The organism is Azospirillum thermophilum (assembly GCF_003130795.1).
Classification (GTDB): domain Bacteria; phylum Pseudomonadota; class Alphaproteobacteria; order Azospirillales; family Azospirillaceae; genus Azospirillum; species Azospirillum thermophilum.
This window is the reverse complement of the sequence record NZ_CP029354.1, coordinates 536,359-550,773: the sequence shown is the minus strand read 5'-3', so window position 1 is coordinate 550,773 and position 14,415 is coordinate 536,359. Positions and strand designations below refer to the sequence as shown.

The following is a 14,415-nucleotide window of genomic DNA, read 5'->3' as shown; positions in this document are numbered from 1 at the left end:
TACGCTCGTACCCGGCCGCCCGGGGGTCAGTTCCTGGCCGTCCGGGCACCGATGCCGAAGTAGTTGTTGGGGCCGGGCACCACCAGCCGCTTCAGCTTCTCCGGCTTGATCGCATGGCGCACGACGCAGCCGGCGCAGGCGAGCTTCTGCGGCAGCGACAGCTCCGGCCGCAGGCTCGCCCGCAGCAGGTGCCAGGCCATCCAGCCCTGGTCGAAGCTGCGGGTCTGCCTGCCGCGGATCCAGGCCGCCTGCTGCTGCGGCGTCAGGTAGCTCGACTGTGCCGGCTGGCAGCCGCGCAGGAACAGCGGCTCCGGCACCTTGTGGAAGCGGCCGATGGTGGCGAGTTCGGCCAGCAGGATCTTGTCCGACCCGTAGTAGGACCCGATCAGCGAGGAGCGGCGCAGAGCTTCGGTCCGGATCAGCCCGAACACCTCCAGGCACCAGCTGTCGCGCAGCACCAGCGTGGCGAAGCGGCGGACCGGATCGGCGGAGCTGGTGCCGCTGTCCGGCTCCGGCGCCCAGTACCAGGACTTGCCGTAGCGGTCGATGAAGGTCCTGCGCTCGGCGTCGTAGGCCAGGGGCGAACCGTCGTCGTTGATCAGCCCGGCGTCGGTGCCGGCCAGCACCGCATCGGGGTGCGCCTCCAGCGCCTCGACGCAGGCGGCCAGATAGCCCGGCGCCAGCACGTCGTCATGCGCCGCCCATTTGAAGAAGCGGCCGCGCGCCTGCCGGAAGACGAAGTTGAAGTTGCCGGCCGCCCCGAGGTTGCGCGGCTGCCGGTGGTAGCGGATGTGGGGATGGCGCGCCGCATAGGCACGGCAGATCGCCTCCGTCCCGTCGGTCGACGCGTTGTCGGAAATGATGATCTCCACATCCGCGTACGTCTGGGCGCAGAGGGAGTCGAGGGCCCGCGCCAGCAGGCGCTCGCCGTTGTAGACGGGCACGCCGATCGAAACGGCGGGCGGTTCAGCATCGGTCTTCGTCATCGTCCTGCTCCATGCCGGCGGCCCTTCGCCGCGCCAAGTCATCCTAACCAGGACAGGGCATGTTGCCGGATGGAATTTGGTGGTGTCCGCAGCATCAAAGTCAATAAATACAAAGATAAAACCACCACTTTTGACAATAAATGTTATCGCAACCGCGAACAAAATCGATAACCCCGAATTTAAGCTAAAGAATTAGCGCTGCAGAAATCGCTATATATATCGAATGCTCTTTTCGGAAATACCAAATGGTACCGACATAAGCGGAAATATGTGCTGTATTATTTATTAACATTATCAAATGAGACATCTTGAAAAAGGAGAGGACGATGCGTCGCGCATTGGTCACGGGGGCTGGCGGATTCATCGGGCATCACCTGGTGTCCTCCCTGAAAAGGAGAGGCTTCTGGGTTCGTGCCGTGGACGTGAAGGAGCCGGAGTTCGAGGCGACGGAGGCGCACGAGTTCCTGATGCTCGACTTGCGCCGCTTCGACAACTGCCTGATCGCGGCGACCGGCATCGACGAGGTGTATCACCTCGCGGCCGACATGGGCGGAATCGGCTACATCACCGCCCAGCATGCGCAGATCGCGCGCAACGACACGATGATCAACATCCACATGCTGGAGGCCGCGCGGCTGCAGGGCTGTGACCGCTTCCTCTTCTCCTCCTCGGCCTGTGTCTATCCGCAGCATCTGCAGACCGACGCCGACGTGATGCCGCTGAAGGAGGCCGACGCCTGGCCGGCCGATCCGGAGGAGGGGTACGGGCTGGAGAAGCTCTACATGGAGAAGCTCTGCCAGTATTACCGGCAGGACTGGGGGTTCGAGACGCGGGTGGTGCGTTTCCACAACGTCTACGGCCCGCTCGGCACCTACGAGGGCGGCAAGGAGAAGGCGCCGGCGGCGATCTCCCGCAAGGTCGCGCTCTGTCCCGACGGCGGCACGCTGGAAGTCTGGGGCGACGGGCTGCAGACCCGCTCCTTCATGTATGTCGACGATTGCGTCGAGGGCATCTTCCGCCTGATGCGGTCGGACTTTCCCGAGCCGCTGAACCTCGGCACCGATACCATGGTGACAATCAACGAACTTGTCGCCGTCATCTCCGGCATCGCCTGCAAGCGGGTGGAACTGCGCCATGACCTGACCAAGCCGCAGGGCGTGCGCGGCCGCAACAGCGACAACACGCTGCTGCGGCGGGTGTTGGGCTGGGAGCCGGCCGTCAGCCTGGAGCAGGGCCTGGCCCCGACCTACGGCTGGATCTGGCGCCAGCTCGCCGCGGAGGGCCGCGACGTGTACGGCCCGGTTCCGGACACCGGTATCGGCGGGCGGATCGCGATCCCGGTCGCTGCCGCCTGACCGCGGACGCGGTCGTTCGCCAACCGGTGAGGGAGAGGGCCTATGGCCTCCGTGGAGTCGATCATTGTGCCGGGAGCCCCGGCACATCTGATCTTCGACATCAGGGTGAAGGACATCATCCGCCTCTACCGCCGCAAGTCGATCGACGTGACCCGCGAGTTCGAGGGCATCGAGCGGGTCGGGCTCTACCGGTGCAGCAAGAGCGGGGTGAAGTTCTTCCACCCCCTCGTCGCCGGCAGCCAGGGCTTCTACGAATCGATCCGCCTGCACGAGCGGTACTACGACCGGGAGAAGTACGAGTTCCGCCATGCCTCCGCTCTGATCGGCGCGGGGGACCGGGTGCTGGACATCGGGTGCGGGGTCGGCAACTTCGCCGAATCGGTGCCCGAAGCCGACTATACCGGGCTGGAACTGTCGCAGAACGCCATCGCGGAGGCCAGGGCCAACCTGCTGACGGTCCATGACGAGACCATCGAGTGGCATTCCCGGCGCCTGCCCGGCCATTACGACGTGGTGGTCAGCTTCCAGGTCCTGGAACACACCACCCGGCCGGTCGACTTCCTCATGGGGTGCCGGCGGGCGCTGCGTCCCGGCGGGCTGCTGGTCGTCAGCGTGCCGAACGACGACGGCTTCGAAGGGGTGTGCGTCAACGACGTGCTGAACATGCCGCCGCACCACCTCTCGCGCTGGTCGGAACAGGCGCTGGTCGGGCTGCTGGCGGAGACCGGCTTCGTCAACGCTGCGATCCATTACGAGCCGCTGCAGCCGTACCACCGGCTGTGGTTCTCGCGGCAGTTCTTCCTGCGGGCCCTCTACTGGCGTCTCCTGCGCCGGGCGCCGCGGCCGGTGGAGCGGGGGCTCCTCTTCACCCTGCTCCATGCGGTTTCCCACCTCCTCGGGCTGCTCTTCGCCCCGGCCCTGGAGACCGACCGCAAGATCGCCTTCGGGCACACGGTCATCGTGAGCGCGAAGGCCGGCCCGCTGCCGAAACGCCCGGGCCTGCACCACGCCGGCGCTGCCGGGAAGGAACGGACCGGCGTGGCCGGCGGCGCCTAGGGGCCGGCTCCGCCGACGAAAGACAACCATGTCGGCTCTGCCGACGAAGGACAACGATGTCGGCTCCGCCGACGAAGGACGGACATGATCCACGAGAGCGAAAGCGCCGCCGGCGGTGCGGTGGCGCGGCGGCTGCGTGCGCGGCTGTCCAGGCTGGACGGCACCACCGCCGGCGGCGGCCGGCCCAGCATCGCCGTGTTCGACCACCATGTCGTCCCGACCAATCCGGTCGGCAGCCGGACGCTGGCCCTGCTGTCGGCGCTGGCGGATGAGTGCGACTTCACCGTCTTCGCCATCTCCTTCGACAACCCGCGGCCGGACCGGATCCGCCATGTGGCCGTGCCGGTGACGCGACGGCCGCTGGTCGTCCAGTATGGCTGCTTCCATGCCGTTGCGGCGCTGCGCTACGCGGTGGAGCGGCTGCGGCGCGGGCGGCCCTTCGACTTCGTCCTGAGCGCGGACGCCATCGTGCTGTTCGCCGACATCTACTACATCCACTTCTGCAATCGGGCGTTCCTGAGGATGACGTCCTGCCCGATCCGGCGCGACAGCCTGATGGGGATCCTCCACTGGGCGAACCACGCGCTGCAGGCGGCGGTCGAGCCGTTCGTCTTCCGCCGCGCCTCCTCGATGATCGCCGTGTCGCAAGGGCTGGCGAGGGAGCTCGACGACGCGTTTCCGGGAACCGGCGGCAAGACCAGGGTCATCCACAACCGCATCGACGTCGGCCGCCTGCGGCGGCCGGACAGCTTCGACCGGGCCGCCTTCCGTGCCGGGCTCGGGCTGGACGACCGGGACACCGTCCTGCTGTTCGTCGCCCATGGCCATTTCGACCGCAAGGGGCTGCCCGTCCTGCTGGCGGCGCAGAGGCAGCTCGCCGACCCGCGGACCGTCGTGCTGGTGGTCGGCGGGTCGGACCAGGGTCTGCGGCCCTACCGGGCCATGGCCGCCGAGCCGGGAGCGGGGCGCGTCCTGTTCACCGGCAGCAGCAGCGACGTCCGCCCCTATCTCTGGGCGGCGGACGCCTTCGTCTTCCCCTCCTTCTACGAGTCCTTCTCGCTGGTCAGCCTGGAGGCGGCGGCGTCCGGTCTGCCGGTGATCGCCCCGCGGCTGCACGGCATCGACGAGTATCTGGTGGACGGCGTCGACGGATTCGCGGTGGAGCAGACGCCGGCCAGCGTCTCCGGAGGCATCCGCCGGTTCCTGGCCCTGACGGCGGAGGAGCGGCGGGCGATGTCGGCCATGGCGCAGATGATCGCCGCGTCGTTCGACATGGCCGGTCTCGACCTGCTGTGGCGCGAGCTCCTGAAGGACTGGCAGCGGATGCGCCCTGCGCCGGGCTGACGGCTGCGCCGAACGGAAAACCCCCCGGCCGACGGTCCGTCGGCCGGGGGGTTTCCTGTGTCGGCACGCGCTGCGTCAGGCGCACTCCACCCGGCCGTAGACGTCCTCGATGCGGACGATGTCGTCCTCGCCGAGATAGGAGCCCGACTGCACCTCGATGATGCTGAGCGGCACCTTGCCGGGATTCTCCAGCCGGTGGTTCGTGCCGATGGGGATGTAGACCGACTCGTTCTCGGAGACGAGGCGCACTTCGGTCCCGCAGGTCACCAGCGCGGTGCCCTGGACCACGACCCAATGCTCCGCCCGGTGATGATGGCGCTGCAGCGACAGGCGGCAACCCGGCTCGACGGTCAGGCACTTGACCTGGAAGCGCTTGCCCATATGCAGCGACTGGAAGGTGCCCCAGGGGCGGTGGACCTTGCGGTGGTTCAGCACCTCCGACCGGCCCTGGTCCTTCAGCGTGCGCAGCAGGGCTTTGGCAGTCTCCTCCTGGTCCTTGCGGGCGACCAGCACGGCATCGTCGGTGACCACGACGACGGCATCCTCCAGACCGACGACGGCGGCGAGGTGGCCGTCCGACTGGATGTAGCAGTTGCGCGTCCCGGAGGTCACCACGTCGCCGACCCGCACATTGCCGTCCTCGTCCTTGCCGCCGGCGTTCCACAGGGTCGACCAGCTGCCGGTGCCGCTCCAGTCGATCTCGCAGGGGACGGCGGCGGCATGGTCGGTCTTGCCGTCGATGGCGGCCGCGACCGACAGGGCCGGGGCGGATGCCGGCGCCGCACCCATCTGCAGGAAGCCGCCGCCGGCCGTCCGGCCGTCGAGCGCCTGGCGTGCGGCAGCGAGCGTCTCCGGCGCATGGCGCGCCAGCTCCTCCAGGTAGCGGGCGGCGCGGAACAGCCAGCATCCTCCGGCCGGGTCGCCGATCGACACCAGCTTGCCCTCCGCCGCCTGCTGATGGGCCGTGGCGAGGGCGTCGGCGAAGGCCGGTCCGATCGACTGGGCGCCGGCGACCGGAACCAGCAGCAGCAGACCGTCCGGATCATCGCCGGCCACCATCAGCGCGGCTGCGGCCGCGGTGACCGCGGCGCCGCGCCAGACGGGCTCCAGCAGGATCACCGCCGGCGAAACCCCGGCCCGGCGAAGCTGCTCCGCCGCCATGAAGCGGTGTTCCTCGTTGCAGGCGATGATCGGAGCGGCGACCGGACCGCTGGCCGACACCCGCTCCGCCGCTTCCTGCAGCAAAGAGCGGCCGGCCAGCAGCGGCAGGAACTCCTTCGGGAACAGCTCCCGCGACAGGGGCCACAGGCCGTGGTCATTCTCCCCGCACAGCAGGACCGGGTGAATCTGCGGCTGAGGGCGCTTGATCTCCATCGCTTTCATCGCCGGAACAAGCCCGACGCTCCCGTGACTGGTCAAATTGTAGGGGGATTCGTGAACGAGAATTCTAGGTTGGTCGTCGTATCACGGCGAATATTTCCCATCAATAAGAGTGGAGAGGTACCGCAATAGACTTAACCACTGCCGCAGTTCTAAAGTAATGCTCAGGGATAATGACAGTCTTTGCCAAGATTATCTGTCAAAATGTGGCATTACATTTTGTGATTATCGGGTGCCTGGAGAGGATTTCCGTATAAAGGTCCAGCATGTTTTTGACGGTGGCATCGACGCTGAAGGACTGCGCCAGCCGATGCCCCTCCGCTCCCAGCCCGGCGGCGAAGCCGGGATCCGCCGCGACGCGGTCCACGGCGTGCGCCAGGGCCAAGGGATCGGGGTGGCGGACGAGCAGGCCGGACCGGCCATCGACCATGAATTCCAGCAGCGCCGGAGTGAACAACGCCACCACCGGGCGCCGCGCCGCCATCGCCTCCAGAACCGCCAGACCGAACCCTTCATAGTGGGAGGAGCTGACGAAGAGATCGCAGGCGGCCAGCAGCATCGGCACGTCGAAGCGCTGCCCGAGCAGGCGGACATGCCGCTCCAGCCCGGCTTGCGCGATCATCGCTTCGAGCAGCGGGCGGTCCTCCCCCTCGCCGGCCAGCAGCAGGCAGGCGTCCGGCCGGCGGCGTACCAGCTCCGCCATCATCGGCACCAGAAGCCGCTGGCCCTTGCCCTCGACCAGCCGGCCGACCGTCAGGATCACCGGATGGCGTCCGGCGACCCCCAGCTCGGTGCGCATCCGGTCGCGATGGTCGTCCAGCGGCTCGCCGAGCGGCAGGCCGTTGTGGATGACACGGATGCGGTCGGGGGGAAGCGACAGCCAGGCGGACTGGCTGGTCCGCACCGTCTCCGACACGGCCACCAGCCCGGTGAGGTTGAGGCCGATCAGCGCCCGGTTGACAAGCCGCGTCGCCCGCTGGCGCAGGAAGCGCGGCAGAGCCTGCGGGCGGTCCGGGACGGGCAGGGGAGTCGGGGCCAGCGCATGGAAGCTGTTGACCACCGGGAGGCCGCGGAGGAGGCCGGCGAGCTGTCCCGGGATGCGGTCGCGCGGCGTGTTGTTGGTGTGGATCAGGCTGACCCGCTGGTCGCGCACGATCTCCGTCAACCGGCGGACCACGGTGGGCAGCGCGCTCCAGCGCTCCAGCGGCAGCCGGAAGACCGGCAGGCCGGCGGCGTGGTACTCCGGTTCCATCGGGCCGCCGCCCATCGACGCGACGACATGGCGCAAGGGTCCATCCTGCATCCGCACGAGGTTGCGCAGCAGAAGGGCCTGCCCGCCGCCGAGCGCCAGATCCGGCAGCATATGGAGGATCGTCGGCCGCCTGTCCGGTACCGCGTCGCCCGATCCCCGGTTGTGGGGCAGGGCCATGGTCATGTCCATGGCATGGCCTCCGGGGCCGCGAAGAAGATCTCGTGGTCCTGCAGGAACTGTTCGAGGAAGCGCGGGTCGAGCACCGGCCAGTCGGGCTCGCCGGTGAGGTTGGTCATCTGGCTGCGGTAGGCGGAGACCGCCATGCCCTTGCGGCCGAGGAAGGGGCCGGTGGCGACCAGCAGGGGCTTCAGCCGCCGCAGCGACAGCGCCGGCCGGTGCAGCAGTTGCCAGGCCTTCGCGGCGGCCGGGGCCTCCATGTCGATCCAGGACCGGGCGTCCCAGAACCACACGGGATATTCGAAGATGGCGACCGGCCGCCCGGCCGCGGCGGCGGCCCGGTGCGCCGCGCGGTTCAGCGCCCGGTGGTCGGCATGTCCGTCGATGGCCGACGGGATCAGGAGCTCCTGCGGGGCGAGCTCGACGATCAGGCGGCGGAGGTCCTCGTCCAGGCGCTGCCCGGCGTCGGCAAGCCCGCCGTCGGGGTAGCCGAGGAAGCGGACAGCCTCCGCCGGCAGCCCGAGGATGCGGGTGGCCTCCAGCGCCTCCTCCCGCCGCAGCGCGATGAGAGCCTCGCGGCTGAGCAGGGCGGATCGGTGGGAGGCGCCGCCGTCGGTGACGATCGCGACATGGACCGCCGTGCCGGTGGCCCGCTTGCGCAGGATGGTGGCGCCGCAGCCCAGCGTCTCGTCATCGGCGTGCGGGGCGAGGACGAGGGCGGAGCTGCGCTCGAACCGGGCGGTGTCGTCCAGCCCGCGCGCCAGCAGCAGCCGGCGGTACAGCGACATGCCCGCGGCATAGCCGCTCTTGAACAGGCTCGTGCGATAGAGGCCGCGCGCCACGTCCATGGACGTCGTTCCTCCGCTCACTCTTGCGGTTGCCGTTCGTCGGGCGGCAGGTTCAGCCAGACGCGCACCGGCGGCGTGCCGGTGTAGTTGGCGCCGAACAGGTCCGGCCGCCCGTCGCCGCTCAGATCCGCCACCACCCCGTTGTGGAGGCCGCCGGTGCCGATGACGTGGATCGTCCAGTCGGCTCCGCGACCATCCTGGTTCTCCGCCAGAAGGATCTTCTTCGCGTCGCTGCTGTGCATCTGCCCGATGACGAGGTCGATGTCGCCGTCGCCGTCCATGTCGGCGGCCTGCAGCGTATGGCCGCGCTCGACCGCCGCCAGGACAACGTGGCGCGCCCAGCGTCCGTCCGCCCCCTGGCCGTACCAGGCGACGTCCGCCGTCCCTTCCGAGGAGGAGTAGGCGACGTCCGGCCGGCCGTCGCCGTCGAAGTCGGCGACGACCGCCTTGAAGGTGCCGTAGGCGGGCCCGATCTCCTGCTCGCTCCAGGCCCGCGGGTCGCGCGCCTCGCCCCCGCCGGGGTTGCGCAGCCAGGCACCGTCCAGCACGAGGTCGACGGCGCCGTCGCCGTCGATGTCGCCCGATGCCAGCCCCTCCGACCCCAGCCGGCGGGCCGGCAGGGTGCGCCGGGTCCATTGGTCGTCGGCGTCCTGAAAGAAGACGGACAGCGCGTCGGCGTTGCGCACCGCGATGTCCAGCCGTCCGTCACGGTCGAAATCGCCGAGTTCCACGTCCTTGCCCCAGCTTCCCGTCCCGCCGACGATGTGACGGCGCCAGCGGAAGCCGGCCATGGGATTGTTGTTCGGCCGGGGGTTCTCGTACCAGTGCAGGTTCTTCGAGCCTTCGCCGTCGAAGATCACGATGTCGAGGTCGCCGTCGCCGTCCATGTCGCCGAGCGCGCCGTCGGTGGTGAATTCGGTCATCGGGGCCAGGATGACGGTCTTACGCCAGGTCGGATTGCGGTACCAGTTCAGCTTGTCGTTCCTGGACCCGCCGACGACGAGGTCGGGACGTCCGTCGCCGTCGATGTCCCCGACCATCTTGACGTCGCCGGCTGTTCCCGGGTCGACGATCTCCATACGGAGGTTGAAGTCGGCCGCGGCTGCCGGAAAGGCGGTCAGCAGCAGGCCAGCCAGGACGAGCTGTCGCCCGGTCGTCATCGTACCTCGCAGTGCATGGTTGCGGCGCCAAGCCTGAGGGCGGCTTCCCGGATCACGCCGTTCGGCGAGAGCCCCCAGTCGTGATAGAGCATCCAGGCCAGGATGACGGCCGAGAGCGGTCCCAGGACCAGCGCGACGCGCCGGACGTCGATGGCGAAGGGGGGCAGGCGCCGGATGCGGTTGTACAGCACCGGCAGGGATGCCGCGCCTACCGCCAGCCCGATCAGCACCTCTCCCTCGGAATGGACGCCGATCATCAGGCGGGTGGCGCAGATGCCGGCGACGAGGATGGCGGCAGCCGCGAAGGCCGGCACCGCCCAGCCGGGCCTCTGCCGGGCGGCCAGCATGGCGAGCCCGCCGTAGACGGCGGTGCCGAAGGCGGCATGACCGCTCGGCGTCACCAGCCGCAGCCGGCTCAGCGGGTCGCAGGTCTGCAGCGCGAACTTCAGGAGCGCGATCGGCACCACCGCCGCCAGCATGGCAAGCGCCCAGGCGCCGGCCGCCTGCCGCGAACAGAAAGCCAGCAGCCACAGGAAGATGCCGGCCGACAGCGGCAGCAGGATTGCGGAATCGCCGAGGTTGGTCACGCCGTCCACGGCTTTCGAGAGCAGCAGATCCATTTTCCTCAGGCTCCCTCTTCGATGCGCGCGGGATGCGCGGGAAGCGCGGTGCGGCGCCACCAGCCGGCCAGGAACAGGCCGAGGACGAGCACCGGGGCCGCCCGCGTGACGAGGATGCCGAACATCGTGCCGTCCAGGCCGAACCAGCGCGGCAGGATCCAGGCGCTGACGATGCCGAAGACCGCCTCGCACAGGATGCTGACGAAGAAGGGGCGCGTCAGCTCGATGGCCGACAGCGCGGCGGCCAGCGGGAATTGCAGGAAGCCCGCGGCATAGATCGCGACCCACCAGTAGACGAGATGGGCGTAGGGCTCGTAGCCCGGCCCGTAGAGCAGCAGCAGGATCCGCGCGGGAAAGGCGGTGCCGGCCGCCAGAACCGTCAGGCCGACCGCTCCGGCCAGCGCCGTCGTACGGGTCAGGTAGCGGACCAGCGCCACCTCCCCGGCCTGGGCCAGCAGGGCGGCGGCGCGCACCGGAACGATGTTGTTCAGCGCCTGGATCAGCACCTGGACCGGGGCGAAGATGTTGGTCGTGGCGCGGATGGCGCCGACCGCCGCGGTGCCCAGGACGCCGCCGGCCGCCAGGACGATCAGGTGCCCGGACCCCCATTCCAGCAGGGCGGATCCGACGGTCCAGCGGGCGAAGCGCCATTGCCGCGGCAGGATCTCGAGCAGGCCGGCCCGGGTGAAGCGCAGCCCGGCCAGCCCATGGACCGTCAGCCCCATGCCCAGCAGAGAGGACAGGAAGACGAACCACAACGCCTGCGCCGCATCGCCGCCGAGGGCCAGCAGCAGCACGGTACGGCTGCCGTAGGTCGTGACGTCGACGAGGAAGGCGCGCCGCGGCCGGTCCTGCGAGAAGAACAGGCGGCGGGCGAACTCCTGCATCTGGTCGCCGGCGCAGGCGGCGGCGAGCGGCGGCGCCAGCCCCGCCGGCACGCTGCCGGGGACCAGCAGCGCCAGCAGCCATGCGCCGCCCAGCACCAGCGCGCCAGCCCCGGCCACCAGGGCGAGCTGGCAGGCCAGGACAGCGCCGTAATAGGCGTCGCGGCGCTCCGGCTCCTGTTTCGGGCCGATGCTCATCATCGGGGCGATGATCAGGCCGCCCTGCAGGCTCCGGAAGAACAGCAGCACCAGCCAGGCCAGCATGAACAGCCCGAAGCCCTCCACGCCAAGCTGGCGGGCCAGGATCACGATGGTCAGGAAGTTGGCGCCGCTGGCGACGGCCTGGTCGGCGAGCGCCCAGCTCAACGGGTGGCGCGAGAGGGACCGCGCACGGACGATAAACCGCATGGCACCTGCTCTGCTTCCTGGGGAACCGCGTCGGGTCCGGCCAGGATAGACGCGGCAATCGACCGGGTTCCTATGCGCAATCGCATAGCGCCGGCTATTCCTTCGTGTCGGTCGGCTCCTCGAAAGGGAATATCCGGTGATCAGGAGTGCAAGACTACTTTTTGGCGCATGACAGTGGTGTTGGCCGAATTGATACTAAGACGCCATTGGTTTAGGGGTAATGACATGGCCATTACTAAGAAAATAGCCCAGTTTATTATCAGGACAGCTAATCGTGGTGGCGTGTCCATTACCGTCCCGGTCCGCTCCGGTGTTGGTCAGGGACTGCGGATTCACTTGCTCAATGCCACGCGGGAGCACATGAACGGCAGCTGTGAATTGCCGGTGCAGCAGTGCCTGGCCGACCGGCTGAAGCCCGGCGACGTGTTCCTCGACATCGGCGCCAACATCGGCTTCTTCTCGATCATCGCGGCCCGGCTGGTGGGGCCGCGGGGCCACGTCTTCGCCATCGAGCCGGTCCCCGGCAACGTCTCCTGCATCCACGACAACGCGCGGGTCAACGGGCTCGGCAACGTCAAGGTGGTGCCGCTGGCGGCGGGGGCATCGGACAGCACCGGGATCCTCTATCTCGCCGCCCATTCCGGCGGGGCGACCCTGTCATCGGCCGACCTGCCGCCGGACCTGACGCGGGCGATGGAGGTGTCGGTCCTGTCGATCGACTACCTGATCGAAAGCGGCCGCATCGAAGTACCGGCCATGGTGAAGATCGACGTGGAAGGAACGGAGATGGCGGTGCTCGACGGCATGCGCCGGACGCTCGACATCCACCGCCCGATGGTCGTCTTCGAGGTCGACGACGAACAGCCGGCGGTGGCCGAGGACAAATATGCCGCCCTGGCCGGCCGGCTGGAACAGCATGGTTACCGGGTGGAGCGTCTCGGGCGCTCCTACCAGGGCATCCCCTGGTCGGTGATCCACGGCCTCGCCCTGCATGACGGGGCCGCCTGATCGCCTTCGCCGACACTCCCTGCCCCTAGCCCAAGGATGCGACGGTGATTGCCGCACTCCTCCCTCTCCGGCTGTCCGGCGCTCTGCTGGCGCTCGCGGTTCTGGGCATGCCGTCCGTCCGGCCGTCGGCGGCCCTGGCCTCCGCCACCCATGTCGTGGCGCCGGACGGCGACGACCGCAGCCGCGGCAGCATGTCGGCTCCGCTGCGCAGCCTGGGGGAGGCGGCCCGCCGGGCGCGGGCGGGGGACCGCGTGCTGATCCGTCCGGGCGTCTACCGGGAGTCGGTGGAGATCGTGCATGACGGCCGGCCCGACGCGCCCATCCTGTTCGAGGCGGAGGAGCCGGGAACCGTCGTCATCAGCGGCGAGACCGGCGGGTTCCAGCCGCAGCAATGGGTCGGCGACCATGACCCGGAAACCCGCAGCGGCAATCCCTGGGTCACGCTGAAGGGCCTCGTCTTCCGGCAGATCGGCGAGCGGCCGGCGGTGCGGGCCGCCACCGGCTGGCGCATCGAGTCCTGCCTGTTCGAACAGGTGGGCTTCGGCGTCAACATCCGCGGCAACGACGTGACGGTCAGCGCCAGCCTGTTCCAGGACATCGATTCACCGACGGCCCACGCCATCGTCGGGGCGGGCGGGCGCAACCTGCGCATCGCGGACGTCACCATCCGCCGGATCAATACGAAGCGGCTGATCGCCTCCGTCGCCAACTCCGCGGTCACCAAGTTCCTCGGCACCGACGGGCTGGTGGTGGAGCGGCTGGTCAGCGAGGACAATGTCGGCCCCGGCCTGTGGCTCGACACCGCCAACCGCAACTTCGTCATCCGCAACAGCGTGATCCGCCGCAACACGGGCAACGCGGAGGGCTGGGAGGGACCCGGCATCTGGATCGAGTACAACCGGGACGCCCGCGGCCGCGTCCACGACAATGTCGTGATGGCCAACAGCAGCGCCGGGATCGAACTGCTGGAGAGCAGCGGCGTCGTGATCGAGAACAACGTCCTGCTCGACAATCCCGCCTGCGTCGCCTTCCGCAACATGCCGCGGGGGGAGCCGCCGGCCACCCTTCTCGGCGATCTGCGGATCCACGGCAACCTGTGCGGAGGGTGGACCACCGCGGCGGTCGCCACCGGCCCCGGCCTGTGGGACGGGTTCGACGCGACCAAGCACGGCATCGCCATCGACCGCAACCGCTACCTCGTTCCGCGGGCGGGCGGGCAGGCCGGTCCGCTCTTCTCCTGGATCGGCGAGACGGCCGGCTCGCTTGCGGAGGCCACGAGGAAATTCGGATTCGAAGCGCAAGGCCTGGCGCAGTGACCGAAGGATAAACCCCGCGCGGCTCCGCGCGCTCATTTCAAGGGGGCTCATAATGAAGAGGCTGTTCGGTGTGATGGTGTTGCTGCTGCCGGCCCTGGCGCTCGGGGCTGCGCGGTCAATCCCGGCGGATCCCTGCCGGATCTTCAGGAGAGCCAGGCGCATCCCTACCAGCTCGATTCCGGGGACGAGCTTCGGGTGATCGTGCTGGACGATCCGCAGCTTTCCGGCCAGTTCAAGGTGGACGGCACCGGCGCCATCTCCATCCCGACCGTCCAGCGGCTGGAGGCGCGCGGCAAGACCACCGCGCAGCTCGAACAGGACCTGCGGGCGGCGCTGAAGCAGGGGCAGCTCCGTTCGCCGGAAGTGTCGGTGGAGGTGGTCACGGCGCGGCCCTTCTTCATCCTGGGCGAGGTCGCCCGCCCCGGCGCCTATCCCTATGTGCCCGACATGTCGGTCCTGACCGCCGTCGCGATCGCCGGCGGCTTCACCTATCGTGCGCAGGGCGACTATGTCTCCGTCACCCGCAAGATCGACAACGAGAAGGTGGAGCGCCGCGCCGGCCGAAGCGCCAGGATCGAGCCGGGGGACGTGATCTATGTCTTCGAGCGCATCATCTGATTC

General features: G+C 69.0%; 13 protein-coding genes. 6 read left to right on the top strand and 7 right to left on the bottom strand.

Annotated features, from left to right (window positions below):
• Positions 1 to 26 precede the first annotated feature (26 nt).
• Positions 27 to 986, bottom strand: a complete 960-nt coding sequence (locus DEW08_RS20670) for a glycosyltransferase family 2 protein (RefSeq protein ID WP_168220452.1) — start codon at positions 984 to 986, stop codon at positions 27 to 29.
• 326 nt (positions 987 to 1,312) lie between these two features.
• Here DEW08_RS20670 and DEW08_RS20665 point away from each other — a divergent pair, with 326 nt between their 5' ends.
• From DEW08_RS20665 to DEW08_RS20655, 3 genes are all read left to right on the top strand, one after another.
• The gene (locus tag DEW08_RS20665) at positions 1,313 to 2,341 is read left to right on the top strand and encodes an NAD-dependent epimerase/dehydratase family protein (RefSeq protein WP_109330803.1); all 1,029 of its coding nucleotides are present in this window, start codon (positions 1,313 to 1,315) and stop codon (positions 2,339 to 2,341) included.
• Between the two features lie 42 nt (positions 2,342 to 2,383).
• Positions 2,384 to 3,397 carry a class I SAM-dependent methyltransferase gene (locus DEW08_RS20660; protein WP_109330800.1) on the top strand — a complete coding sequence of 338 codons (1,014 nt, stop codon included), beginning with the start codon at positions 2,384 to 2,386 and terminating at the stop codon, positions 3,395 to 3,397.
• An 84-nt stretch (positions 3,398 to 3,481) separates the two neighbouring features.
• Positions 3,482 to 4,741: a glycosyltransferase family 4 protein gene (locus DEW08_RS20655; RefSeq protein ID WP_109330798.1), complete on the top strand. Its 1,260-nt coding sequence runs from the start codon at positions 3,482 to 3,484 to the stop codon at positions 4,739 to 4,741.
• Between the two features lie 75 nt (positions 4,742 to 4,816).
• Here the strand turns inward: DEW08_RS20655 and DEW08_RS20650 are convergent, their stop codons facing one another.
• The 6 genes from DEW08_RS20650 to DEW08_RS20625 all read right to left on the bottom strand — a co-directional run bounded on the left by DEW08_RS20650 (position 4,817) and on the right by DEW08_RS20625 (position 11,470).
• Positions 4,817 to 6,115 (bottom strand): sugar phosphate nucleotidyltransferase, encoded by a 1,299-nt coding sequence (locus DEW08_RS20650; protein WP_109330796.1) that lies wholly within the window; start codon positions 6,113 to 6,115, stop codon positions 4,817 to 4,819.
• 205 nt (positions 6,116 to 6,320) lie between these two features.
• The gene (locus DEW08_RS20645) at positions 6,321 to 7,562 is read right to left on the bottom strand and encodes a glycosyltransferase (protein WP_109330794.1); all 1,242 of its coding nucleotides are present in this window, start codon (positions 7,560 to 7,562) and stop codon (positions 6,321 to 6,323) included.
• A complete protein-coding gene (locus DEW08_RS20640) occupies positions 7,553 to 8,398 on the bottom strand; it encodes a PIG-L deacetylase family protein (RefSeq protein ID WP_109330792.1) in 846 nt (281 codons plus the stop codon). The genes DEW08_RS20645 and DEW08_RS20640 overlap by 10 nt, the downstream gene beginning before the upstream one ends.
• Before the next feature lie 17 nt (positions 8,399 to 8,415).
• Entirely contained in the window at positions 8,416 to 9,558 is a 1,143-nt protein-coding gene (locus tag DEW08_RS20635; RefSeq protein ID WP_109330790.1) for an FG-GAP repeat domain-containing protein, read from the bottom strand.
• Positions 9,555 to 10,178, bottom strand: a complete 624-nt coding sequence (locus DEW08_RS20630; RefSeq protein ID WP_109330788.1) for a phosphatase PAP2 family protein — start codon at positions 10,176 to 10,178, stop codon at positions 9,555 to 9,557. Before DEW08_RS20630 ends, DEW08_RS20635 begins: the two co-directional genes overlap by 4 nt.
• A gap of 5 nt (positions 10,179 to 10,183) precedes the next feature.
• Positions 10,184 to 11,470, bottom strand: a complete 1,287-nt coding sequence (locus tag DEW08_RS20625) for a lipopolysaccharide biosynthesis protein (RefSeq protein ID WP_109330786.1) — start codon at positions 11,468 to 11,470, stop codon at positions 10,184 to 10,186.
• 360 nt (positions 11,471 to 11,830) lie between these two features.
• Here DEW08_RS20625 and DEW08_RS20620 point away from each other — a divergent pair, with 360 nt between their 5' ends.
• The 3 genes from DEW08_RS20620 to DEW08_RS20610 all read left to right on the top strand — a co-directional run bounded on the left by DEW08_RS20620 (position 11,831) and on the right by DEW08_RS20610 (position 14,412).
• On the top strand, positions 11,831 to 12,478 hold the full coding sequence (locus DEW08_RS20620) for an FkbM family methyltransferase (protein ID WP_168220451.1): 648 nt from the start codon (positions 11,831 to 11,833) through the stop codon (positions 12,476 to 12,478).
• Positions 12,479 to 12,522: 44 nt separating this feature from the next.
• Positions 12,523 to 13,794, top strand: a complete 1,272-nt coding sequence (locus DEW08_RS20615) for a right-handed parallel beta-helix repeat-containing protein (RefSeq protein WP_109330782.1) — start codon at positions 12,523 to 12,525, stop codon at positions 13,792 to 13,794.
• Positions 13,795 to 13,926: 132 nt separating this feature from the next.
• Positions 13,927 to 14,412, top strand: a complete 486-nt coding sequence (locus DEW08_RS20610; protein ID WP_109330780.1) for a polysaccharide biosynthesis/export family protein — start codon at positions 13,927 to 13,929, stop codon at positions 14,410 to 14,412.
• Positions 14,413 to 14,415: the final 3 nt, after the last annotated feature.

What these genes read in the sequence shown, in the direction of transcription:
- DEW08_RS20620 (WP_168220451.1), top strand. Translation starts at nt 11,831, where the DNA reads ATGAACGGCAGCTGTGAATTGCCGGTGCAGCAGTGCCTGGCCGACCGG.
- DEW08_RS20670 (WP_168220452.1), bottom strand. Translation starts at nt 986, where the DNA reads ATGACGAAGACCGATGCTGAACCGCCCGCCGTTTCGATCGGCGTGCCC.
- DEW08_RS20650 (WP_109330796.1), bottom strand. Translation starts at nt 6,115, where the DNA reads ATGGAGATCAAGCGCCCTCAGCCGCAGATTCACCCGGTCCTGCTGTGC.
- DEW08_RS20665 (WP_109330803.1), top strand. Translation starts at nt 1,313, where the DNA reads ATGCGTCGCGCATTGGTCACGGGGGCTGGCGGATTCATCGGGCATCAC.
- DEW08_RS20625 (WP_109330786.1), bottom strand. Translation starts at nt 11,470, where the DNA reads ATGCGGTTTATCGTCCGTGCGCGGTCCCTCTCGCGCCACCCGTTGAGC.
- DEW08_RS20645 (WP_109330794.1), bottom strand. Translation starts at nt 7,562, where the DNA reads ATGGACATGACCATGGCCCTGCCCCACAACCGGGGATCGGGCGACGCG.
- DEW08_RS20635 (WP_109330790.1), bottom strand. Translation starts at nt 9,558, where the DNA reads ATGACGACCGGGCGACAGCTCGTCCTGGCTGGCCTGCTGCTGACCGCC.
- DEW08_RS20655 (WP_109330798.1), top strand. Translation starts at nt 3,482, where the DNA reads ATGATCCACGAGAGCGAAAGCGCCGCCGGCGGTGCGGTGGCGCGGCGG.
- DEW08_RS20630 (WP_109330788.1), bottom strand. Translation starts at nt 10,178, where the DNA reads ATGGATCTGCTGCTCTCGAAAGCCGTGGACGGCGTGACCAACCTCGGC.
- DEW08_RS20660 (WP_109330800.1), top strand. Translation starts at nt 2,384, where the DNA reads ATGGCCTCCGTGGAGTCGATCATTGTGCCGGGAGCCCCGGCACATCTG.
- DEW08_RS20640 (WP_109330792.1), bottom strand. Translation starts at nt 8,398, where the DNA reads ATGGACGTGGCGCGCGGCCTCTATCGCACGAGCCTGTTCAAGAGCGGC.